At 53.7% G+C, this 22590-nt stretch carries 19 protein-coding genes; 3 read left to right on the top strand and 16 right to left on the bottom strand.

The features are described 5' to 3' along the window. Window positions 1–68: 68 nt before the first annotated feature. Entirely contained in the window at window positions 69–443 is a 375-nt protein-coding gene (locus tag M2403_RS15300; RefSeq protein WP_259229881.1) for a YebG family protein, read from the bottom strand. A 160-nt stretch (window positions 444–603) separates the two neighbouring features. Here M2403_RS15300 and M2403_RS15305 point away from each other — a divergent pair, with 160 nt between their 5' ends. Then, complete coding sequence (locus M2403_RS15305) at window positions 604–1080, top strand: GNAT family N-acetyltransferase (RefSeq protein ID WP_152323915.1); 477 nt, start codon at window positions 604–606, stop codon at window positions 1078–1080. Window positions 1081–1088: 8 nt separating this feature from the next. Here M2403_RS15305 and M2403_RS15310 read toward each other — a convergent pair whose 3' ends face one another. The 14 genes from M2403_RS15310 to M2403_RS15375 all read right to left on the bottom strand — a co-directional run bounded on the left by M2403_RS15310 (window position 1089) and on the right by M2403_RS15375 (window position 19471). Further along, on the bottom strand, window positions 1089–1571 hold the full coding sequence (locus M2403_RS15310; RefSeq protein ID WP_152323916.1) for a DUF1003 domain-containing protein: 483 nt from the start codon (window positions 1569–1571) through the stop codon (window positions 1089–1091). Between the two features lie 147 nt (window positions 1572–1718). Beyond that, on the bottom strand, window positions 1719–3344 hold the full coding sequence (locus M2403_RS15315; protein ID WP_165060411.1) for an alpha,alpha-trehalase: 1626 nt from the start codon (window positions 3342–3344) through the stop codon (window positions 1719–1721). Between the two features lie 72 nt (window positions 3345–3416). Then, a complete protein-coding gene (otsA, locus tag M2403_RS15320; protein WP_152323918.1) occupies window positions 3417–4823 on the bottom strand; it encodes an alpha,alpha-trehalose-phosphate synthase in 1407 nt (468 codons plus the stop codon). Continuing rightward, the gene (gene otsB / locus M2403_RS15325; protein ID WP_405047836.1) at window positions 4820–5605 is read right to left on the bottom strand and encodes a trehalose-phosphatase; all 786 of its coding nucleotides are present in this window, start codon (window positions 5603–5605) and stop codon (window positions 4820–4822) included. The genes otsA and otsB overlap by 4 nt, the downstream gene beginning before the upstream one ends. Before the next feature lie 206 nt (window positions 5606–5811). Further along, on the bottom strand, window positions 5812–6165 hold the full coding sequence (locus tag M2403_RS15330) for an SLOG family protein (RefSeq protein WP_152323920.1): 354 nt from the start codon (window positions 6163–6165) through the stop codon (window positions 5812–5814). Between the two features lie 30 nt (window positions 6166–6195). Continuing rightward, entirely contained in the window at window positions 6196–7863 is a 1668-nt protein-coding gene (locus tag M2403_RS15335; RefSeq protein WP_152323921.1) for a Na/Pi cotransporter family protein, read from the bottom strand. 113 nt (window positions 7864–7976) lie between these two features. Beyond that, window positions 7977–10682: a magnesium-translocating P-type ATPase gene (gene mgtA, locus M2403_RS15340; protein WP_259229888.1), complete on the bottom strand. Its 2706-nt coding sequence runs from the start codon at window positions 10680–10682 to the stop codon at window positions 7977–7979. Window positions 10683–11001: 319 nt separating this feature from the next. Then, on the bottom strand, window positions 11002–11247 hold the full coding sequence (locus M2403_RS15345; protein WP_152323923.1) for a hypothetical protein: 246 nt from the start codon (window positions 11245–11247) through the stop codon (window positions 11002–11004). A 322-nt stretch (window positions 11248–11569) separates the two neighbouring features. Beyond that, entirely contained in the window at window positions 11570–12790 is a 1221-nt protein-coding gene (locus M2403_RS15350; protein ID WP_217152826.1) for a glycoside hydrolase family 5 protein, read from the bottom strand. Between the two features lie 194 nt (window positions 12791–12984). Further along, window positions 12985–13665 carry an oligogalacturonate-specific porin KdgM family protein gene (locus M2403_RS15355; protein WP_152323925.1) on the bottom strand — a complete coding sequence of 227 codons (681 nt, stop codon included), beginning with the start codon at window positions 13663–13665 and terminating at the stop codon, window positions 12985–12987. A gap of 66 nt (window positions 13666–13731) precedes the next feature. Next, a complete protein-coding gene (locus M2403_RS15360; protein ID WP_259229889.1) occupies window positions 13732–15900 on the bottom strand; it encodes a right-handed parallel beta-helix repeat-containing protein in 2169 nt (722 codons plus the stop codon). Between the two features lie 86 nt (window positions 15901–15986). Continuing rightward, on the bottom strand, window positions 15987–17552 hold the full coding sequence (locus M2403_RS15365; protein ID WP_217152828.1) for an MFS transporter: 1566 nt from the start codon (window positions 17550–17552) through the stop codon (window positions 15987–15989). 389 nt (window positions 17553–17941) lie between these two features. Continuing rightward, window positions 17942–18922: a VirK/YbjX family protein gene (locus tag M2403_RS15370; protein ID WP_259229890.1), complete on the bottom strand. Its 981-nt coding sequence runs from the start codon at window positions 18920–18922 to the stop codon at window positions 17942–17944. A gap of 195 nt (window positions 18923–19117) precedes the next feature. Continuing rightward, entirely contained in the window at window positions 19118–19471 is a 354-nt protein-coding gene (locus M2403_RS15375) for a helix-turn-helix domain-containing protein (protein WP_208951861.1), read from the bottom strand. Between the two features lie 122 nt (window positions 19472–19593). Here M2403_RS15375 and M2403_RS15380 point away from each other — a divergent pair, with 122 nt between their 5' ends. After that, the gene (locus M2403_RS15380) at window positions 19594–20136 is read left to right on the top strand and encodes an NAD(P)H-dependent oxidoreductase (RefSeq protein WP_152323930.1); all 543 of its coding nucleotides are present in this window, start codon (window positions 19594–19596) and stop codon (window positions 20134–20136) included. 73 nt (window positions 20137–20209) lie between these two features. On the opposite strand, the gene M2403_RS15385 is transcribed toward M2403_RS15380, so the two are convergent. Beyond that, window positions 20210–21292: an oxidoreductase gene (locus tag M2403_RS15385; RefSeq protein WP_259229893.1), complete on the bottom strand. Its 1083-nt coding sequence runs from the start codon at window positions 21290–21292 to the stop codon at window positions 20210–20212. Window positions 21293–21515: 223 nt separating this feature from the next. On the opposite strand from M2403_RS15385, the gene M2403_RS15390 reads away from it, so the two are divergent. Beyond that, window positions 21516–22583, top strand: a complete 1068-nt coding sequence (locus M2403_RS15390) for a sugar ABC transporter substrate-binding protein (RefSeq protein ID WP_259229894.1) — start codon at window positions 21516–21518, stop codon at window positions 22581–22583. The last annotated feature ends 7 nt before the right edge of the window (window positions 22584–22590 follow it).

Here is a 22590-nt window from a genome sequence, read left to right on the forward strand (position 1 = left end):
GATAAAGGGGCACGCGGGATATTGCCAGTGCGTGCCCCTTCTGTTTCCGTCGCTCTTTGGCAAAAAAGTCAGGCGGCTTTCACTGCGCGGGCTTTTTTCGGTGCAGGTGCTGCTTTTTCTTCCGTTTCTGCATCCGCTTCGACCTGTTCCACGGCTACAGGCTCTGCGGTTTCTTCAGTGGTCTCGTTCGCAACGACCGCTACGGTTTCCGGTAATTTACTGGTGCGCAGGATATGCTGAACGGCATCTTTTTGCTCGGCGAGGTGCAGCGCGATATTTTCCGCCAGCACTTCGTCAATCTCAAGCCCGCTCTGCGATAACCACTCGGTGAAGGTATCTGCCATATCGAGCATCTTGTCGTAAGCGTCTGCATCTTTTTTATTGGCAAATGTCATTTTCTCTTCACCTTTTCTGACGACAACAAATTTTGTTTCAACAGCCATGACTCGCTCCTTATACTGTAATTATATACAGCATATTAATGATGAGTGCAGGATACAACATTCAGCCAGCTTTTTACAGCCCGACTGTATGAAATCTCGACCGGCCTGCGCTACATTCGTACGGTGATCATTAAAACAACCGAAACTCGCGGAGAATACAGTGACAGCAACCGACGTATGCCAGTGGACAAAAGGCGCATTCCATATCACCACGGATAAAACCGCGCAGGATATTCCGGCGATCCATCGTTACCTGACCCGCTCAACGTGGGCTGCCGGAATTGACGAGCAAACCGTGCGCGATTCCGTTGAAAACAGTCTCAACTTTGGTCTGTTTGAAGGCGAAAAACAAATCGGTTTCGCCCGCTTTATCACTGATTACGCCACCTTTGCTTACCTGTGCGACGTCTATGTGCTGGAAGACTATCAGGGTAACAACCTCGGCGGCTGGCTGGTCGAATGCTGCCAGTCGCATCCGGTTTCCGCGCGCCTGCGCCGCATGGTGTTGTTCACCACCACCGCGCCCTGGTTGTATGAAAAATTCGGTTACGAACCGGTAAACAGGCCGGATTATGCGTGGGCGATAACCCGGCCTGATATTTATCGAAAGAAAAGTGACTTGAATGAGGAGGTGTAGCGTTTTGTTTACCGGCTGGCCAGCTGCGTTGTCAGGGTTTCAATCCGCTCGGCCAGCTCTTTGGTCAGCGAGGTCAACTGAATGTTCTGCTGGACTAAAACCAGTAACTGGGCGGAATTTTCTTCAGCCACAGTCTGACGTTTTGCCATCGCATCATCCAGATCTTCACGGTGCTGAGCATCCGTCAGCGCGTGTGCCTGGTCGCGTTCGGCCTGACGGGTCTGCGCCAGTAAAATCAGCGGTGCCGCGTAAGCTGCCTGCAAACTGAAGGCCAGATTCAGAAGAATAAACGGATAGGGGTCGAATTTGGACAGCCCGGAAATGTTCAGGTAGATCCAGACTGCCACAATCACTGTCTGCGCGATGAGGAACGTCGGTGTGCCAAAGAACCGGGCGAATGCTTCGGCTTTGAGGGCGAACCATTGTTCACCAAACGTGTGACTGTGGCCTTTCAGCGGGCGATAAAAACGGAATTTTTTGACGGGCTGCATCGTGTTGACTCTCATGTTTCGGTGAAAACGGCTTACGACGGGGCTTAACTCTATCGCTATTTTGCCGCTTCCCAAAGCAGTGAGAGTCCTGGCAGTATTAACATACCGTCAATGAAACGGTTGTTCCTGCACTGGCGCGTCACACCTTTACTCGTAATTCTCGCCATACAGCCCGATCAGGCGGCGGACAACGCCGTTGGTCCAGCCGAAACCGTCCTGAAGCGGATATTCGCCGCCGCCCCCTTCGCGCGCGGCGCTGCCGGAAATGTGGTATTTCTCAATCAGCTTGTGATGTTTCTGATAAAACTGATTCACCGTTCGCAGCCAGCTGCGGGCGATTTCGTCGCCCAGCGCGTCATTGCCGTACAGCTTGAAGCCCTGGATCGCCATCCATTGCAGCGGTGCCCAGCCGTTCGGTTTGTCCCATTGTTCGCCGGTTTCAAACTCCGTGGCCAGCAAACCGCCGGAAGTCAGCAGCCGTTCGCGCACCACGGCGGCGACCCTTTCGGCCTGTCCGTGCGTCGCGAGCCCGACAAACAGCGGCACCACGCTGGCGGCAGAAAACAGCGCCAGTTGCTGACGATGCCAGTCGTAATCGCGGAAGCATCCGTCTTCGTCATCCCACAGATAGCGGGTAATGGCGTCGCGGCGGATCTCCGCTTTCTGCCGGAACAGCGCCTGCGTCTCACGGTTTCCTTTCAGGCCGGAGATATTCGAAATTGCGTTTTCCAGTTTGTAGAGGAACGCGTTCAGGTCGACCGGAATGAATTGTGTGGTGCGGATACTCGCCAGTCTGTCCGGATCGCGCAGCCAGCGTGAGGAATAATCCCAGCCGGACGCCGCACCGGCGCGCAGATCACGGTAAACTTCATTAGCCGGGCGGCTGGAATGTTTCGCCGTCTCCACGTCTTCGCGCCACGATTCATCACGCGGCGTATCCCTGTCGTCCCAGTAGCGGTTCAGCAGCGTGCCGTCTGGCAGGCAAACCACGTGACGGTATGCCTGATTGGGCATCAGCGATTCCGCGCCGTCCATCCAGAATTCGTACTCTTTCAGCAGATGATCCAGATAACGCCGCGCACCGCGCACGCCGTCCTCCTCGAACAGTTCGACCATCAGGGCAAACACCGGCGGCTGTGAGCGGCTGAGATAATACGTCCTGTTGCCGTTGGGAATATGCCCGTACATCTCAATCATCCAGGCGAAGTTGTCTGCCATGGTGCGCAGCAAATCATTACGGCCGCTTTCTGCCAGCCCCAGCATGGTGAAGTAAGAATCCCAGTAATAGGTTTCGCTGAAACGCCCGCCCGGCACGATATACGCCTGCGGCAGCGGTAACAGCGATGACCACGGCACATGGTCTTCCGGCTGGCGCGTCAGCACCGGCCAGAGTTTATCGATGTGCTCTTTCAGGGAGTCGCCCGGATCGCTGACGTATTCATCGCCGTGATGTGCCGGTAGCGAAAAATGCGCATCAACAAAGCGTTGCAGATTAAAACCGGGATGATTTTTTATCCGGCGGTAGCGCAGCAGAATGTCCAGCGGATCCATTTTCGGCGGACAGTCCGGAAAGGTTTTGCTGTCTTCAAACAGGTGCGAAGACTGCACGGCGGTAAACAGTTCCATGTAGCGATCCGCCGGAGTCAAAGCATCAGATGGCGGCAGGCCTTCGATCATTTCCGGTTCCGGTTCGGCGTCCATCATCCGGTCCAGGATCAGCTCAATCGGTTCCAGGTCAGGGAATTCGTTGGTCTGTAATTTAGCGTTTTGCATATGCGACAAGCCTCTGCATTGCGTTAAAAATGACACAGCCCTTATTCAGGGCTGTGTTTAGAGAAGTTTTTCTCAGGCGACGGCGTTGTGCGCAACGTCATGGGGGGAAATGGCCAGCAAATCCTGCAAATAGCTTTCACCCCAGTGCGTAATATCGTTTTTACGCAGTACTTCCATCATGTCGTTGTAGCGTTCACGGCGCTCTTCCAGCGGCATTGTCAGTGCCTTATCGAGCGCGGCGGCCACGTCATCACGGTCATACGGGTTGACAATCAGTGCCGCCGTCAGTTCATTCGCCGCACCGGCAAACTGCGACAACACCAGCACGCCGGGGTCTTGCGGATCCTGCGCCGCGACATACTCTTTCGCCACCAGATTCATGCCGTCGCGCAATGGTGTGACCAGCCCGACGTCGGTCAGGCGGAACAGTTTCATCAGCAAACTGCGCTGGAAATGCTGATTGAGATAGAACAGCGGCGTCTGGTTCAGGCTGCCGTATTTCCCGTTGATGCGTCCGACTTCGGTTTCAAGCTGATGACGCAAGTCCTGATACGCCTGCACATCGCCGCGCGACGTCGGTGCTATTTGGGAATACCGCACTTTGCCGCGATGCTGAGGGAATTTCTCCAGCAGTGCCTCGAACGCCAGAAAACGCTCCGGCAGCCCCTTGGTGTAATCCAGACGTTCGCAGGAAATAATGTTTTTCGCCTCGCGCAGCTCGCGTTCCATGGCGGCCATTTTCGGCGGCAGCGGCCCTTCCGCCATTTTGCGGATGCTGTCCGGCGCAATGCTGATCGGATAAACCCCGGTCTGGAAGGTGTTGCCGAACGCCTGATGCAGACAGGTATCGGACGGCTGCAAAGTCGTCAGTTCGCCGAGATTATCCAGAAACGCCTGGCGGTCGCCTTCGGTCTGGAAGCCCAGCAAATCGAAATGCGACATCATCTCCAGCAGTTCGTTATGCGTCGGCACGGCATTAAAAATTTCGGGTGTAGGGAACGGAATATGCAGGAAAAAGCCGATGCGGTTTTTTACGCCAAGTTTGCGCAGCGCGGCGGCAAAAGGAAGCAAATGGTAGTCATGGATCCACAGAATATCGTCGGGTTTTATCAGTGGCTGCAATCTTCTCGCCAGCAGATCATTGACGCGGCAGTAGCCTTCCCAGGCTTCACGCTGGAAATCCACCAGGTCGATGCGGTAATGAAGCGCTGGCCAGAGTACGGCATTCGAAAACTGGCAGTAATACAGATCATAATCGTTTTGATTGAGCGGAACCGAGGCGTAAGTGATGCCATCCTCTTCCACCAGACTGAGATCATCTTCCTCTTCGCCGGAGATTTCACTGATTTCTCCGTTCCAGCCAAACCACAGCCCGGACGTGTTTTTCAGCGCATCCATAATACCGACGGCAAGCCCACCCGCGGATTTCGACCCGTCAGGAATAGCAATACGGTTAGATACGACAACCAGGCGGCTCATAATGTTGTCTCCTTATTATTAGTGATGGTTAAGTGACGTTGTAACGCTTCCAGCCACTGATACACATCGCTGACGCGTCCCAGACGGTAGCGTGCATGGCTGGAACCCTCTCCGACTTTCACGGAAATACCCTTCATGGCATTGACGACCTGGAAGCCCTTTTCATCGGTCAGGTCATCGCCAACAAACACCGGAATACGCCCGGCGAACGGCGCCTGCTGCATAAACGTCGTGATTGCGGAGCCTTTATCGTTGCCGCGCGGCTTAATTTCCGCCACGCATTTTCCGCGCTGAAGCATCAGGTCGGGATACGCGGCGACTGCCGATTCGGCCAGTTGCAGAACCTGCTGCTGAAAAGCCGGTGCCTGACGATAGTGCAGGGCAAACGCCATGCCTTTGGCTTCAAGCAGCGTTCCCGGCATTTCGGCCATTCCCTTTTCAAGCTGCTTTTGCAAGGCATGCGCCACATCTTCAGGCAACGTCACGCGGTGGAGATTCCCTGCGGCGTCGCGCAGTTCGGCGCCATGCACGCCCGCAGCCGGTAACCGGAGCGGCGCGGAAAGCTGGTCAAGCTGTTCAACCGGACGCCCGGAGATCAGCGCCAGTGCGCCTGAAGTGGCCGCAGCCAGCGTTTTCAGGTTATCGCGAACGGAAGCGGGAATGGAGACGTCGTCCGGCTCGGCGCAGATTTCGGCGAGCGTGCCGTCAACATCAAAAAAGAAAGCATATTTCCCGCCACTGAGGGCGGGGATCGGGGGCGTCTCTGTGGTGGTATCCTTCAGTTCTGTGGTCAATTTTATTCTCCTGTATACGTAGCCGGTTGCGCTGAATCGTTGTCACTGTTAACAGAAACAGCGCGGCGCAACCTCTCTACAATTGAATAAATATAACCTCTTATAAAGCATTTGCCGGGACTATCAGAATAATCCAGAAACCGGTTTCCCGAACATTGGGAAAAAATTGCGCTCCTGCTCCGGTGTTTTTATCGTTACAGATACTGTTCAATTTCAATCACTTTAATTCCTTTGCTTTTCGCCAGCCCGATGCAATCGGCGGTATCCTCTCCGCCAGAAAATGCCAGCATAATATCCGGGCGGCTGTCTTCTAACATGAAAATATTCCGGCGGATTTCTGCATATTTACCGTGCGCCGCCCAGTTGGCGGGATAGCGCACGATATGAACGCCCGCATCCCGCGCCCAGCGCTCGATTGCGCCGCCGGAGGACTGATGCCCGCCGTGGATCAGTACATGGATATTTTGCGATTGCGAATATAAATCCAGCACCCGCGTTAGTGTACTGATACCCGCATAAAAACGGCCTGAACAAATAAGCACTCTCATAAAACTTTCCTGTTGTTTTTATTATGGGATTTACACGTCTGCGTTATTTTCAACCCTGGCCCGTAATTCATCTCCGCGCCGGTCAATAACCGGATAAGCCACGGCGGCAATATGATGATGTACGCGCCGGTAATCGCGTAACACACGCTGGAAAATATCGCCGGATTCCGCCCACGCATTTTTATCATCGCGCAGCTTTTTAAAATGCTCACGGCTGGCGGTGGCTTCAATCTGGCGAATCACCTCTTTTCGCGCCACCAGCTGATGCGCGGCGCCGTGGTCTTCGCCCAGAAATGCGGTCACGGCCAGACGCTGGCTGGTGAGGATTTCCGTATGCAGCAGCGCAATATTGTTGCGCTCAAACTCACTGAACGTCTCGCCGCGCCGCGTCCTGCGGGCAGCCAGTTCCGCCAGGCTGCTGGAGAGAATGTCACCCGCATGTTCGACGTTAATCACAAACATCAAAATTTCCTGAGCACGGTCGGCATCGGCGTCGCTCAGCCCGTCGTGCGCCAGATCGGCCAGATACGCCCGGATCGCCGCACTCAGCATATCCAGAGAGTGATCCAGCTGACGTATTTCCGTGCGGCTGCCCTTCTCCGGGGTCTGAAACAGCACCTGCAACCGGTCGAGCATTATGTTGAGCATGTCGGCTGCGCGCAGGGATTCACGCACGGAATTGGATAAACCGATGTACGCGATATCCAGCCCGGTTTCGTCGAGGTACACGGGCATACCCGGATCACCGGCACGCGCCTCTTCCGGGAAAAGCCGCTCAAGCAGGCGGGCGACCGGCGCGGTCAGGCCGATAAATACCAGCGCCAGCACGGCGCTGAACGCGGTATGAAACCACACCACCAGCTGCGGCAGGGTCAGCGCTAAGTGGTCTGCAAGGCGCGCCAGCAGAGGCATTAGGGCCAGTGCTGCCACGCAACCGGCGCAGCGGATCAGCAGATTGCCCACGGGCAGACGGCGGGCGACGGCTTTGCCGGCATTCAGCACCGGCGGCAGCGCACCACCGATGTTCGCGCCGAGCACCAACACCATGGCGGTTACCGGCGTCATGACGCCCGTCGCTGCCAGAGAGGCGATCAGCAAAATCACCGCCACGCTTGAATGGCAAACCAGCGTGAGGATCACCGCCACGGACAGCGCGATCAGCGTATCGCCCTGTAGCCCGGACATCACGGCGCGGAATACCGGCGTGGATTCGATGTGTCCGAGCGTTGCGCCCAGCAGGCTCAGCGCCAGCAGCATCAGCCCGAGGCCAATCATCGCGCAACCGGCGCTTTCAAAGCCGGTATGGTCGCGCATTTTAAAGACGATAAATCCGCTCAGCATCAGTAACGGCACCGCGATCGCGGTGTTGAAACTCATCAGCTGAACCACCAGCGTCGAACCGACGTTGGCACCGAGCATCACGGCCAGTGCAGGCGCGAGGCTCAGCGTTCCGGCGGCGGTAAACGAGGTGGCCATCAGGCTGACCGCGGTGCTGCTTTGCAACAGGCAGGTAATGCCCGCGCCGGACAGCAACGCCATCCCGCGATGTTTAAGATGACGCCCCATCCAGTGGCGTAACGGTGTCCCGAATCCGCGTTGCAGCGCGGAGGAAATCATGTGGGAACCCCACAGCAGCAGGGCAATAGCGCCTGCCAGGTTGATCAGTAAGGTGGTGCCAGATTGGGTTGTTGCAAACATAATCGCTCCCCTTTTTCAGGGTTGTCATTGTGAAGCGTGGTGCTATTTTCAGTCTTAAAACGGTGCCGCAAAACGCTGCGGCACCGGTCAGGTTTTAATGAAAAATCAGGACATCAGAACCACTGTTTAAAACGACGGATGTAGAACGTTTTCATGCCCTGTGCGACGCAGCAGTACGCCAGCAGCGTACCGGCCAGCCACGGGAAGTATTGCCACGGCAGCGCCTGTAACCCGACGATCGGCCCCAGCGGAGAGAACGGCACATAGATACCCACGGCCATCACCAGCCCGGTCATCAGCATCACCGGCCACGCCGCCGTGCTCTGGATGAACGGGATTTTCTGGGTACGCAGCATATGCACCACCAGCGTCTGGGACAGCAGCCCTTCCACAAACCAGCCGGACTGGAACAGCGTCTGCATATGTTCACTGTTGGCGCTGAACACGTACCACATCAGGGCAAACGTCGTCATGTCGAAAATGGACGATGTCGGGCCAATCCACACCATGAAACGGCCAATGTTTTTGGCATCCCATTTACGCGGTTTTTTCAGGAACTCCTTGTCAATTTTGTCCCACGGCAGCGCCAGCTGGGAGATGTCGTACATCAGGTTTTGCAGCAACAGCTGAATCGCCAGCATCGGCAGGAACGGGATAAACGCACTGGCAACCAGGACGGAAAACACGTTGCCGAAGTTGGAACTGGCGGTCATGTTCAGGTATTTCATGATATTCCCGAACGTCTCGCGCCCTTTCAGCACGCCCTCTTCCAGCACCATCAGGCTTTTTTCCAGCAGGATAATATCGGCAGATTCTTTGGCAATATCCGTACCGCTGTCGACGGAAATCCCGACGTCCGCATCACGCAATGCCGGTGCATCGTTGATACCGTCACCGAGGAATCCGACCGTGTGGCCGTTGGCCTGCAACGCTTTCAGCACCCGCGATTTTTGCAGCGGCGTCAGTTTTGCAAACACCGTGCGCTCTTCCACCAGCTCACGCAGCGTGGCGTCATCGAGGCGTTCAATCTGCGGCCCGAGCAGCGGTTCACCCGGTTCTAATCCCACCTGATGACAGATGCGGCTGGTCACGACGGCGTTATCACCGGTCAGCACTTTTACGCCCACGCCGATATCACGCAGCGCCGCAATGGCCGGGCCGGCAGATTCTTTCGGCGGATCAAGGAAGGTCAGGAACCCCTGCAGGATCAGGTCGTGCTCATCGGTTGTGCCGTACTGTCTTTTCGCCTCACTTTTGCGGATGTCGCGGGTCGCTACCACCAGCACGCGGAACCCTTCCTGGTTGTAGTCATTCGCCAGCGCCAGCAGTGCCTCACGGCGTGCCGGAGTCAGTTCCACCATCGCGCCGTTTTCCTGCATGTGGGTGGAAATACTCAGCATCTCTTCTACCGCACCTTTACAGATCAGCAGATGATTTTCCTTCGCATCCTTCACCACAATCGACAGACGGCGGCGGACGAAATCGAACGGCATTTCATCCACTTTGCTGTAACCCTGAGGCCTCGTGAATGGTGAAACACCATTCTCGGAGAAGTGCAGAACCGCCTGGTCCATCAGGTTTTTGATGCCGCTCTGGTGATAACTGTTCAGCCACGCCAGCGCCAGCACGGATTCGTCTTTTGCTCCTTTTGTGTCGATGTGGTGCTCAAGAATGATTTTGTCCTGCGTCAGCGTGCCGGTTTTATCGGTACACAGAATGTCCATCGCGCCGAGGTTCTGAATGGCGTTCAGACGTTTGACGACCACTTTGCGTTTTGCCATCGCCATCGCGCCCTTCGCCAGATTGGCGCTGACGATCATTGGCAGCATTTCCGGCGTCAGCCCGACGGCGACCGCGACGGCAAACAGCAGCGCGTCCCACCATTCGCCTTTCATGATACCGTTGATCAGGAAGACCACCGGTACCATCACCAGCATGAAGCGGATCAGTAGCCCGCTGACGCTGTTCACGCCGCGATCAAACGCCGTCTGCACGCGGGTGCCGACAATGGCTTTCGCCAGCGAGCCAAAATACGTTCTTGCCCCGGTCGCCACGACAACGGCCTGCGCCGTGCCGCTGACTACGTTGGTGCCCATGAAACAAATGTTGGGAATATCCAGCAGGTTTTCATTTTCCGCACTCACGTCGCTGGCCGATTTTTGCGCCACGTCGCCCAGCGTGTCGTACTTTTCAACCGGCAACGCTTCACCGGTCAGCACGGCCTGGCTGATGAACAGATCCCGCGATTCAATCAGACGGACATCCGCCGGGATCATATCGCCCGCATAAAGCTGCACGATGTCGCCGACGACCAGTTCGCGCATCGGGATTTCACGCAGCGAACCGGCTTTTCCCATGCGGTCACGGCGCAGCACCGTGGCCGTGGTTCTGACCATGGCTTTCAGCGCTTCAGCCGATTTCGCCGAGCGATATTCCTGCCAGAAACGGACAAGCCCGCTCAGCACCACCATCGTGCCGATGATGTAAACCCCGGTAAGATCGGTTTCTTCTCCGGCGCGCAGCGGGAACCAGAAATCGGTGAAGAAGCTGATGACGGCCAGCACAGCTAACACATAGATGAACGGGTTGTTAAAGGCTTTCACCATCTGAATCAGCGCGTGAGGCGGCTTGTCGTGGGCGACTTCGTTGTAACCTTCTTTCTCCAGACGTGTGGCGGCACTGGCTTCCGTCAGGCCGTCGCGTGTGGCGTTAACATTAATCAGCGTAACCGCGACGCCGTTTTTCGCTTCCTGCGCGGCACGCATGGAGAGCGTCTGTTGTTTCTTTTTTTCTTGTGTGGTGTTGTTTTGTACAGTCATGGTGGTGCTCCTGTCGCGCAACAATAGGGGCGTAATATCTGTAAGCCTTATTTCAGGCCGCAGAATATTGCCCGTATCGTCGAAACGATCGGTATTTTCATTTATTTTATGCAGGGCTGTTCGCTGTTTATTTTAAGATAAACAGAACAAGCCTTATTGTGTGTCTATTATTTCTGCTTCAGGTTTCGCCGGGCGGAATTATTCTCTGAAATAACTTAGTCGAACCCGTTCAACGGAATTAAATCAGCGATATTCCTGCCGGAAAACGATCAGGCAGTAATAAGGACGAGATCCAGCGCGGGATAAACCACGGGCTAAATCAGGCGGGGGAAAACCGACTTTGAGGTTCTTCGCTGTCAGCCATGATGCAACGCTGTTCGAGCTGGCCGGTCACAGGACTGACGCGCCAGGTGGTCACGCGAAGATTCATGTTACTGATTTTAGAAGAAAAAATGGAATGCGAGTCTTTGCCGCGCGCAGACAGAACCCTGTCTCGGGACGGACGGACACGCAGAAGTGATGTCAGGGTTTTGACATCGGGATAAAGGATTGATTTGAAGTTCATAACACACCCCGGGACCGTAAACACTCAGGTTGAGGTGAGGTAACACAAGAGCATCAGGCTCTGGCGAGGCGCACCCAAACGATGAAATGATCACAGTCGATTTCATGTTTAATATTCCGAAGCGCCGGTTCAGCGTCATTCGGGAAGCTACTAGATACAGTGTCCATTAGTCTCTTATGTTAAGTGAGGAAAGGCCGCAACTTCCGGCAGGTGCAATTTACGCATGCTGTATATTATTGTCAACCCGTAAACCGCTATTAAAAGTTTTCGTTTATATTTGGGCGAGGTTACGGCGAAATATAAACGAACATCAACAACCTTATTATTTCGTCGATGGCAGACTTTCTGCCAGCCTGCGGCTGATCGGTTCGAACTCCGGCGTTGCGCGGCGTTTCAGATTGTCTGGTTTATTTTGTTCAATCGCCTGCCAGTATGACCACGGGACTTTGCCTTTACCCAGTTCGTAATCCATCGCGTCCCAGCTGTCTTCGCGAAAACTGTAAAACGCCCAGTGCGCCTGATTTTTATCGAGCACGGAAAGAACGTCATTCAGATACTGGCGGCAATCGTTCAGCATCCTCACGCAACCAAACTCACCGGCGACCATGCGGCTGGCAGAAATGCCCCGCTGTTTAGCCCAGTCGAAAGGTTGCTGAAGATAATCCGCCACGCGTTTTGCATCCCATCTTTCAGGCTTCCCGCTGAAAGGAACGTCGCCCGGATACGTAAAAGGCCGGTCGCGTTTGTGATTGGGTCCGCTGGTGGCTTCATACGGTTCATACATGTGGAAACTGTACAGCACGCGCGCATCTTTGAGCGGCTCCGGCCAGTAACCGAAACTGTCAGCGGCAGCGTACCAGCCGCTGTCCACCATCACCGGTGTGACCGGATCCACCTCGCGAATGGCCTGAATCAGCAGGGTATAAAACGCCGGTAAATCACGCGCGGTACCCTGATGCTGCTGATACCAGCGCTGCATATCGGCCTGTGACGCATGTTCCTTCACCCCGCCATTTTTCTCCGGGGCAGGTTCGTTGATGAGATTATAGGCCGCTACGCCGGGCGTATCTTTCAGCGCCCTGGCAAGGTCACGCCAGAAATCCGCGCTCTGCTGCCAGTATTTTTTATCCTGCCAAAGCCGCCCGTCAAATTTGTTGCCGTTGTTCTGCGACCAGCGCATCCCCGGCAGCGACAGCGGCGTGATCACCACTTTCAGCCCGGCGGCGTGTGCACGTTTGAGCGCAGCTTTCAACGTGTCCAGATCTTCCGGCACCAGCCCCTGATAATGGTCGGCGTCTCCCAGCAGGAAATCACGCTGTGCGGGTTTCCATTTGTCGTAAGACAGGCGCACCCAGCTTGCGCCATAGCCCCGCAACGCCGAAAAATACGCGTCGTCCGGCGGCAGGCGGTTGAAACTGTTGCCGCCATATTCAGGCGTATTCCAGAAAGCGATTTCATCGGCGGCGCGGGCTGGGGTTGAAACCAGGATGCTGAGTAACAAGGCAGCTAAGGACAGTTTTGCAGGTTTAATTTTCAGGGTCATAAATTCCGTTTCATCAGTCAGTTTTTTGATCCGTAGTGACGTCATCATCTACGTGAATGCGACACACTAGCGAAATCATGGCAAAACCGCATGCTCCCTAACCGGAAATTTGAACGGGCGCACGGAGTGAAACGAAAAATGCCGGTCAGCGCAAACTGACCGGCGGCATATTCAGGCATTAATTCGGGTATTTATCAGAATGAATATTGAATCCCTAAACGGAAACGCGTCTGACGTTCATCGGTGGTTTTTCTGACAGAAACATCACCGACCTGAACATACGGTGTCCAGTTTTTATTGATATTGTAAGCGACCTTCAGATCCTGCTCATAATCCCATTTATCATTGTCATATAAAATCTGGTCGCTGTGCTTATAAATATAGTTATATTCAAATCGCCAGTCGGCAAGACGATATCCCAGCCAGATTTCACCGCGGTTGGTTTTACGGTCTTCGGTATTTTCTTTGGTATAACGGGTATATTCGTAACGATAGCGCGCATTAAAGTAAATGCCGCTGTCGAAGGTATATCCGGCAGTTAGAAACGGTTTGTAGATGCTGCTGTCAGAACTGGATTCGAGCGTAAATCCCGGTTGCAGGAAGAATGCTGGCGTCACTTTATACTGATAGCTGATGGTGCTTTCAGTGCCGTTATCCACCAGATTATTAAAGGGTTTGTTCGGATTGTCACCGCCGGATTTCCACTTGGCTTCCAGTGAGAAACCGAAGCCATTGGCGAACCGGTGTGAGACTAACGCCCTGTCTTTATGTTGTTTACTGTCATCGAGCCATTCATGGCGAAGGTCGATCGTCACGGCCTGGCTGCTGGCGCTGGCCAGCAGCAGACCGCAGATCAGCAGTCTGTTATTTTTCATTTTTAAAGTCCCAGAGATATTGAGTTTTTTATTTTATAAGTAATGCTTGTTATTCATTACGCCGCTTTATTTTTGTTTCAAAAAGTCAGCGTAATTAAATCCGCCGTCAGAAAAACGGGTAACCGGATCCGGCAGCCTGAGAGAAATAAACTCTCCCGGCGTAATTTCTTTACTCAGCGTATTCACGCTTTTGTTATTCAGATAAAAATAATTACTCTCATCGATATTACCGCTGACAGAATCGTCATATTTGCCCGGCGTGGTGCGCACCGATATGTTGTCTTTGAATACGCCCTGCTTATCCGCGGTGGTGTACGGCGACGGACGGAACAGGAAATTGAAGCGTTTGTTGTCCACTGCGCGGTTGCCTTCCACGTAAAGCGCGCCGGGGTTGAAGTTGTCGGTGAAGCCGTCCATTCCGTTTTCCACCGCCACGCTGTTCAGCACGCGGTGCGCCACCGGCAGGCCTTCTCCGCCGAGCTTAAATCCGTTACTGCCGTTGTGAACCGACAAGCTGTTTTCGATCGTGACGCTGCCGTTCGGGCCGTCCTCGATTTTATTGAACAGGTCGAATCCGTCATCCACGTTGTCATGTGAATAGCAGTTCACCAGCCGGTTGCCCTCGCCCACGCGCATTTTCACTGCAAAACCGTCGGCATTTTTACGCCCCGGATCCTGATTTCCCCAGGATTCAGAATTGCTGATGAGGTTATGGCTGGCCCACAACGCCCGACCAATGCCGTCCGGCGAAGCCACCCAGATGCCGGTATCGTCGGCATGATGGGCTTTAACGCGGTCAATATGATTATGACTTCCGGCAATATGAAAACTTTTCTGCGTGACGGTAATGCCCTGCACGTTCCAGAAACTGGCCTCGAGTTTTAATCCGTTAAACACCGCATTTTCGCCCAGCGGACGCAGCGTTTTCTGTTTTGCCAGAGTGCCGCTGGCGGTGGCCGGGATCACACTGGCCGGATAGTCACCGTCCGCCAGCCACAGGGTTCCGCCTGGCGCTAACAGATTCACCGCGCTGGCGAAATCCAGCGGATGCGCCTGCGAACCGTCGTTTTCAGCCGTTCCCTGCGGCGAGACATAAAGTGCATCAGGATTGCTGACCAGCGCCATACGAACCGCAAATTCCTGCGTCAGCGGTTTTCCGTTTTCCGGCGTAAACGTCACTTTGAGTGTGGTGGAAGGCTGCCCTGCGTGGAACGGCACGACAACCACTTTGCCGCCCTGAACGGTTTTCTGCCGTAACAGCGGTTTATTCGCTTCATCTATCTGCAATAGTCCGTCGCCGTTGGTGCGCAGCTGAAATACGCTGTCGCGGCGCGCGACGACCGGCGAGGACATGAATTCAATGCGCGGTTTCAGTGACGGTGTCACGTAAGCCGCCGAAGGCAAGGAATGCGCTTCGCTGAGTGTCAGCTTAGCGTGACTGACCGTGATCCTGGCATTGCGAGAAGCGAAGAAACCGACGTAATACCCGGTTTTATCGAGCTGTGTGACCCGATCTGCGCCTTCAACGGATTTTACCGTCCACTGGTCGCTGCCCTGTGGCGCATAGGCGACATCAAAACCGCTGTCCGTTCGCGTCAGCCGCAGTGAGAAATGTGCGGGCGTGGTCAGCGGATGGTATTCCTCGCGCACAATGCCGATCCCGGTATTTCCCCACGGCTGTTTGACGCCCTGCCGTGCAATCAGTACCACGACCGGCGGTTTATCGCCCACTGCCATCACGCTGTTCATCACCATATTTGAGGCTGCCGGTAACTCCTCAATGCCCGGTTTGGTGACGGGCTCGCGCGGTGCGCCGAGAATGTCGCGCACCAGTAATCCCGCACCTTCCTGACCCGCCGGTTTTGCACCGTTTTCCGGGCCAAACTGATCGAGCGTGATATCGGCTTCCAGCTGGAAATTCGACCCGGCGGGCAGACGCGTATAAAAATAGGTCAGGCCGTCGTGGCTGTTCCCCACTTTTCCGCCGCGACTTTCCAGCGTGAACGGTGTGGTCAGCGGAACACCCGTTTCGGGAACGGGCTTGTTATCCGCCAGACGCACTTCGTTCATGCCGATTTTTTCCGGCAATACGTTGGTGGCGAAATTGACGTCTGTGGACTGACCAAAAGTGATGCTGTGCCAGCGCAGATTTCCCGGTTCAGGCAATGCGGCGGCTACGCTGTGTGCGCTGATCCCGAAGGAGAGCGCGACCACAGCCAGTTTGTATTCCCACATAGATTTTCTCATCCTTAAAAAATACGGGGTTGCTGGCCGGTTATCCCGGCCAGCCGGTGAGTTCAAAATACAGGGTGACGCTGAGATTACGGCTGTTGCGTGGTGCCGGTCAGCGGTTTAGGCACGTCCACACTGACGGCGGGCGTGTTGAAGATTTTGCGGCACACAGCGCTGTTGCCCCAGCATTCCTCATACGGATGGCCGATCAGATCTTCCATGACCGCACGTGCGTCTGGCTTGATATGGCCGATGGCGCCACCCGCTTTGATACGCGCCACTTCGCCGAGCACCACCAGATGCGTTTTACGGTTCAGTTTCATTTGTTTACTGAACACCATTGCCATCAGTGCAAGGCCAATTACGCCAATGCAGAACACCAGCGCAATCGCCATCACCGCACTTTCGGGCTGGGTATGTGATTTGGACTGGAAGCCGTAGAAGCTCAGGATGGCGCCCATCACAAACACAATCACCGAGCGCATCAGCTTGCCGGAGAAGGTCATCGCACCCGCGTAGATCCCTTCGCGACGACGGCCGGTAAAGGCTTCATCCACATCGGCCAGGAAGGTGTATACCGTCCACGGAATGTAGTAAACGCCGCCGGTGCCGATACCGAAAATCACGGTAATGGTCAGCATCGCCACGGTCGCGTACTGCTGCGGCAGGTGCAGGAAATGCAGCAGGCTGTAGCAAAGGACGGAGAACACCACAATTCCCAGCGCCAGAATATAAGGCTTGCTGAAACCGTGTTTCACACAGATACCGATGAAAATCGCGGTAGAGAACAGTTGCAGTATAGAGTTCAGGCTGCTCAGCCCGGCGACCATGGACGGGTCATATTGCAGCACGAAAATGATGAAGTAGGTAAAGACCGACGCGAACAGCCATTCCGCACCAAATCCGCACAGATACATGCCCAGATGTTTACGGAATACGCGCAGGTGGAACGTCGATTTCATATCACGCACCAGCGTCAGCATGGTTTTGCCGAGGCTCATTTTGGTGTCGTCAACCGGCGTAGTCTCTTCCACCGGGCGTTCCCAGGAAGACAAATACAGCAGGCCGATGGCAACGAACAGGATCACCCCATACGTCAGCGCCGTGAAGAAGAATGGCTGCGCGGAGTCTTTGCCGTAAATCAGGATGAACTGGCCGGGAATGAAAGCCGCAAGGAAGTTTGCCACTTTACCGAAAATCGCCTTGTAGCCGGTCAGTTTCGAACGGGCTGAAAAGTCGGTGGTCATTTCAGTGGCGAGCGTTTCATACGGCACCATGACCGAGGTATAAATCAGCTCGAACAGCACGTACGTAGACAGGTAATACCAGAATCCGAAGCCTTCGACCCACAGGAGCGGATAGAACATCATCAGCGGTACGCCGAGCAAAATGAAGAAACGGCGGCGGCCAAAGCGTTTGCCGAGGCGCGTTTTACCAAAGTTATCCGAGAGGTAACCCATCAGCGGGTTACTGATGGCGTCAATAATGCTGGCAACCGAGAAGATGGCTGAAGCCTGAAGCAGCGTCAGGCCGCAAAACGTGGTGTAGAAATAAAGCAGCCAGATCCCGGCAATCGCCAGTGCCCCGCTGCCCAGCAGATTTCCACCGCCATACGCCAGCTGATGTTTAAATAAAATGGGTTTTTCTGTGTTCATGTGTCGTTCCGCCAGAGAGTTTATAAATATGAACCGCTGTTTCGTTTTTATAGAGATAGCGTTTTATATAGGCGGAATGAATGAATTGATGTGAATCAGTTCACATTTGAAAGCGCGGCGGGTGATTTGTCAGGCAATTTTGCGATACGTGTAACATTCCCGTCCATCAAAAAATCACAATTCACGAGAACATTCATTTTGCATTAGTTTGGAGTGGAATGGTTTGCTGACTATTATTAATTAAAATCAGGATGTTAACTGGTGAAAAATCTGAGGATTTCTTTTCACCTTAAAGTGAAAGGTCATGCATGAAAGGAATAAAACAGGCCAGTCCCTGGCCATATTGCCTGCTACAGCGGGTTATTCTGATTCATAAATCGCCCGGAAAATCAGGCTTTCAGCAGTGACGCTGTGCTTTCACCGAGTTCATCCAGCAAGGTATAGCGTTTACGGTATTCGGAACGTTTTTTGCTCGGGAGTTCTTCCATGGTTTTGCGGGGCAGTTCGAGCGGAACGTCATATAACGCGGATGAATACACCGTCGCGCTGACGGAATCCCAGAATTCGTTATAGCTGGCGACAAACACATTTTTCTTCCGGTGACGATAACGCAGGCTGCGGAAAACATGTCCGGTATCGCTGACGGCAAGAATGCGTTTCACACCGGTAATTTCTGCAATGCGTTGCAGGCTTTCGAGTAACAGACGTTTTGGAAACAGTCCGTAGCAGGATTTGGTCGCCTGTTTAATCACTTCATGCGGCGTTGAACGGTGCGCGCCCTGGAAACCGCCTACCACGATCGTCGGCCCTTCCGGGCTTTGCACCACACTGAACGTCAGTGCCGCAAGGCGGGTTTCATTCATGTACAGGAACATGTTGGCTTCACCTTCACGTTCTGATTTGCCGATGGAACCCAGCACAACACGGAAACTTTCGCCGTCTTTGCCTGTAAATTGCGTGACGGTGTAACCGCCAACGCTCAGCAAAGCATTTTTTAGCGTCGTATTGCTGAGGCTTTTAACAAATTCGTAGTGATCGACCAGCGCATCCGCACGCCCGGCGGACGGCAAACCGAGATACAGATAGGGCTTGTGAATTTTGTTGGGCAATTTTGTCTGTACGCTCAGCGCTTCCTGCCAGACCGGCTCTGCGGCCATCTTGTCGAGCACCTTCAATGTATCCAGCGGGTGCAACAAGGTTCGTACGGCGTATTTCACGCGAAACATGCGGTTTTTCCACAACGCATCCGGGGTACGCGCGCCACTCAGCAGATCCATAAACAGACTGAATCCACTGGTTTTTTTAATGTTTTTTCCAGCGGAGTAACTTCCACTGAGGGATTCTGTTTCGTTAAGGGGTGAGTGTTCCATGATTGATTTCCGGTGCCTGAAATAATCACGGTATCACCTGATTTTTAAACAATTTTACAACGTGGATTTAAAGAAGACCGGGGGTTTGGGAATATGTGCTGACCGTTTAGCTGCGGTTTACTTTACGTTTTCTTTACACAGAAACCCGCTTTTTCTGCACATTCATCGGTTACGAAACATGACGCGATTAATCCGTCAGTTCAGCCGGTCAGTGCTGTGGACGTTTCCCCACTCGCACATCATGTCTAAAACCGGGATCAGCGACTGGCCTCTTTCAGAAAGGCTGTATTCCACTTTGGGCGGAATTTGTGGATATTCCTTTCTGATGATCAAACCGTCGCTCTCCAGCTCTTTCAGTGTGAGGCTGAGCGTTCTGAATGAGATTCTGCCCAGACGGCGTTTTAGCTCATTGAAACGCACCACAGGCGTAGCCCCGGTCAGCGAGTAAAGGATGATCATTTTATATTTCCCGCTGACCAGCGAAAGCGTGTAAGCGAACCCGGTTTCTTCCTGAAGTTCGCAGGAAATAGCGACCGCTTCTTCATTCATTACGCTATCCTTTTGTATAGTACCTATCATAAGTGACAGTATTGTACTTTAAATTAAAGCTCCCTATGATGCAAACATCAAGCAGACGCTGAAATACTTCATCGAATAAAGGGAGATATTATTTGAAAACGCTCATTGTGGTTATTCATCCAAATCTGAATGAATCTGTTATCAATAAACGATGGTTCCAGGAATTAACGCAATACCCCGATCTCTATACAGTCCATAATCTTTATCAGGCTTATCCTGACGGGATTATTGATGTCCAAAAAGAACAGCAGTTAATTGAGCAGCACGGCAATCTTGTTCTGCAATTTCCGCTTTACTGGTTTAACAGCCCGCCGCTGCTGAAACAATGGCTCGATGAAGTCTTCACCTATGGCTGGGCGTACGGGTCCACCAGCGGGCACAAGCTCAGAAACCGTAAGTTTTCTCTGGCCGTGAGCGCCGGTATTAAGGAAGAGGATTTTGCGCCTGAAGGACGTTATCAGCATTCGTTAAAAGAAATACTTTTGCCTTTCGAAATGACGGCCAGATATGTGGAGGCAAATTATCATCCCTTCTATGCTTTTTACGGCGCAGAGTATGAAGTATCGCCAGAGGAATTAGAGAATAGTGCAAAAGGTTATCGTGATTATCTTCAGTCTTTAGCATCAGTTTTATAAATTCAACCCGGCAAATGCCGGGTTTTTATTTGCGGAATATTAAGTCGCCGCCGCGCGACTTATTATCCATAAATTAAAAGTTTTCCACAAATTCAAATGCCAGACGCAACTGTTCTGCATTCGGATTTCCCGGCAACAGATGAATAGATTCTCCAGCCTGCAAGGTGCGTTCAAGCAGCCGTGAGATCTGTGCTTCGTCAAGAATATCCACCTGCAACTGCGCCAGACTGACAGGAAGGTCCAGCACGCGGTACAGCGCCGTCAGCTGTTGTACGACTTCCGGCTGATTGAGCAGCGCGCTCTGCACCAGGATACCGTAAGCCACTTTGGTACCGTGCAGGAAAGCATCAGTCTGTGGCAGCGCCGTCAGGCCGTTATGCACTGAGTGTGCGGCAGCAATGCGGGTATATCTGTCACCTAATCCCCCAACCAGCCCGCCACCGGCAATGATTGCGTCCAGAACGTTGAGGAAGGATTGCGTCAGCTGATTGTCGTCCTGCGCTTGCAAAGCCGCTTCACTTTCGTTGAGCAGAACGTCACGGATCGTCAGCGCCGTGTTCAGGCCGAGCCGCACCGTTAAAGGCAGAATTTCCGGTTGCGGGCTGAGCACCACCGCTTCATACCATTTCGCCAGCGTATCGCCGATACCGGCCAGCAGATATTCTTTTGGCGCACGCAGAATAATGCGCGGTTCCACCAGCACCAGATGGTTAGCGTCGTTGAAAATTTCATAGCGCAATGCCTGCCCTTCATCGTTGTACCAAACGGAAAGCGGCGTCCAGGCAGCACAGGTGGCGGCGATAGTAGGAATGGCAACAACCGGTAATCCGAGGCGACGGGCCACGACTTTCGCGGTATCCAGCACCGCGCCGCCGCCGATCCCAATCACGACCTGACGGTCTTCCCCGCCAATAGCCGCGATGCGCCGGACTTCGGTTTCGCTGCAATGGGTGCTGAACAACACACGCTTCGCCTGCGATGCGCTGAAGGCTTCGGGCAGATAGTCCCGCGCTGCCGCCAGTGCGCGTTCGCCGTAAATCCACAGCGCGTTATCCAGTTGTTGCGGCGAGTAAAACTGCGTCAGACGATCAATCGCACCGGGGAAAGAAAAGTAGTTTGCGGGGCCGGTAACCACGCGGATATCAGTATCACTCATGGGGAAATCCTTAAATTAGAAGCTGTTAACATCCTACGCCCGGACATCCGGATGGCTAATAATCTTTGGCATTAACTTATGCCTTTTAGTTCGTTGCCAATCACTACCCTGTCATCAAAACTCGGACAATCAATTCATTAACGTATTCTAAAAGTCTCCCCAAAGGCCTGCATGAATTGTCTTCCCGTTTGAATGATGATTAACCACACACAGGGTAATTGAAATGAAACTGTTCTCCTCTTCATTGCTGGCATTAAGTTTGTTGTCGGTCTTTCCTTCTTTTGCGGCAGACACCGCCGCGATACCAAAAGCCATTGCCGATCATAAAGGGCCGGTGCGCATTGCGGTGATCCGCAATCTGGGCTCGGACGATAACACTACGCAATTTGTCTCCGGCGCGATCCAGGAAGGCCGCAAGTTAGGTTTTCAGGTCAGCACGTTTCTGAGTAACGGCGATGACGCCAAATTCCAGGATTTCGTCAATCAGGCCATCAGCCAGAAATATGACGGCATTATTTTGTCTCAGGGACGCGATCCGTACTCCACCGAATTGCTCAAACGCATTACCGCCAGCGGCATCGCGGTGTCGGTTTTTGATACCGCCGTCAGCGGTGACATTCCCGGCGTAACCGTGACGCAGCAGGATGATGCGTCGTTAACCGAAATGTCCGTGGGCCAGCTGGTGAAGGATTTCAACGGCAAAGCCAATATCGTCAAACTGTGGGTCGCCGGTTTCCCGCCAATGGAACGTCGTCAGGATGCTTATAAAAAGCTGCTGAAATCCCAGCCGGGAATTCATGAACTCGAATCCGTCGGCGCGGTGTCTTCGGACGTTCAGGGCGATACGGCCAACAAAATTGGCGCGATTCTGGCTAAGTACCCGAAAGGCAAAATTGACGCCATCTGGGGGACGTGGGATGCGTTCAGTCAGGGCGCGTATAAAGCCTTGCAGGAAAATGGCCGCACGGAAATCAAACTCTACAGCATTGACATTTCCAATCAGGATATCGGCCTGATGCGTGAGGCAAACAGCCCGTGGAAACTTAGTGCGGCGGTCGATCCGAAACTGATCGGCGCGATTAACCTGCGTCTGGTTGCCAATAAAATTGCCGGCGAGAAAACGCCTGCCACCTATGATTTCAAAGCTTCTGCCATTCCGCAGGCATTGCTGACCAGCAATCCGGACGCCGTCAACGTCGCGTCGCTGGCGAAAGTCATTCCGGGCTGGGGTAAATCGGATGATTTCATCGCGCCGTGGTTTGCCACCCTCGAAGCCAGAAATAAGAAATAAGGCCGGA

It is taken from the genome of Rahnella sp. BIGb0603 (genome assembly GCF_024808755.1).
In the GTDB taxonomy this organism is placed as follows: Bacteria; Pseudomonadota; Gammaproteobacteria; order Enterobacterales; family Enterobacteriaceae; genus Rahnella; species Rahnella contaminans.

Bases quoted from the DNA above. Each gene is read 5' to 3' on its own strand.
- M2403_RS15300 (WP_259229881.1), bottom strand. From the start codon at position 443: ATGGCTGTTGAAACAAAATTTGTTGTCGTCAGAAAAGGTGAAGAGAAA.
- M2403_RS15310 (WP_152323916.1), bottom strand. From the start codon at position 1,571: ATGCAGCCCGTCAAAAAATTCCGTTTTTATCGCCCGCTGAAAGGCCAC.
- M2403_RS15315 (WP_165060411.1), bottom strand. From the start codon at position 3,344: ATGCAAAACGCTAAATTACAGACCAACGAATTCCCTGACCTGGAACCG.
- otsA (WP_152323918.1), bottom strand. From the start codon at position 4,823: ATGAGCCGCCTGGTTGTCGTATCTAACCGTATTGCTATTCCTGACGGG.
- M2403_RS15330 (WP_152323920.1), bottom strand. From the start codon at position 6,165: ATGAGAGTGCTTATTTGTTCAGGCCGTTTTTATGCGGGTATCAGTACA.
- M2403_RS15335 (WP_152323921.1), bottom strand. From the start codon at position 7,863: ATGTTTGCAACAACCCAATCTGGCACCACCTTACTGATCAACCTGGCA.
- mgtA (WP_259229888.1), bottom strand. From the start codon at position 10,682: ATGACTGTACAAAACAACACCACACAAGAAAAAAAGAAACAACAGACG.
- M2403_RS15345 (WP_152323923.1), bottom strand. From the start codon at position 11,247: ATGAACTTCAAATCAATCCTTTATCCCGATGTCAAAACCCTGACATCA.
- M2403_RS15350 (WP_217152826.1), bottom strand. From the start codon at position 12,790: ATGACCCTGAAAATTAAACCTGCAAAACTGTCCTTAGCTGCCTTGTTA.
- M2403_RS15355 (WP_152323925.1), bottom strand. From the start codon at position 13,665: ATGAAAAATAACAGACTGCTGATCTGCGGTCTGCTGCTGGCCAGCGCC.
- M2403_RS15360 (WP_259229889.1), bottom strand. From the start codon at position 15,900: ATGTGGGAATACAAACTGGCTGTGGTCGCGCTCTCCTTCGGGATCAGC.
- M2403_RS15365 (WP_217152828.1), bottom strand. From the start codon at position 17,552: ATGAACACAGAAAAACCCATTTTATTTAAACATCAGCTGGCGTATGGC.
- M2403_RS15370 (WP_259229890.1), bottom strand. From the start codon at position 18,922: ATGGAACACTCACCCCTTAACGAAACAGAATCCCTCAGTGGAAGTTAC.
- M2403_RS15375 (WP_208951861.1), bottom strand. From the start codon at position 19,471: ATGAATGAAGAAGCGGTCGCTATTTCCTGCGAACTTCAGGAAGAAACC.
- M2403_RS15385 (WP_259229893.1), bottom strand. From the start codon at position 21,292: ATGAGTGATACTGATATCCGCGTGGTTACCGGCCCCGCAAACTACTTT.
- M2403_RS15390 (WP_259229894.1), top strand. From the start codon at position 21,516: ATGAAACTGTTCTCCTCTTCATTGCTGGCATTAAGTTTGTTGTCGGTC.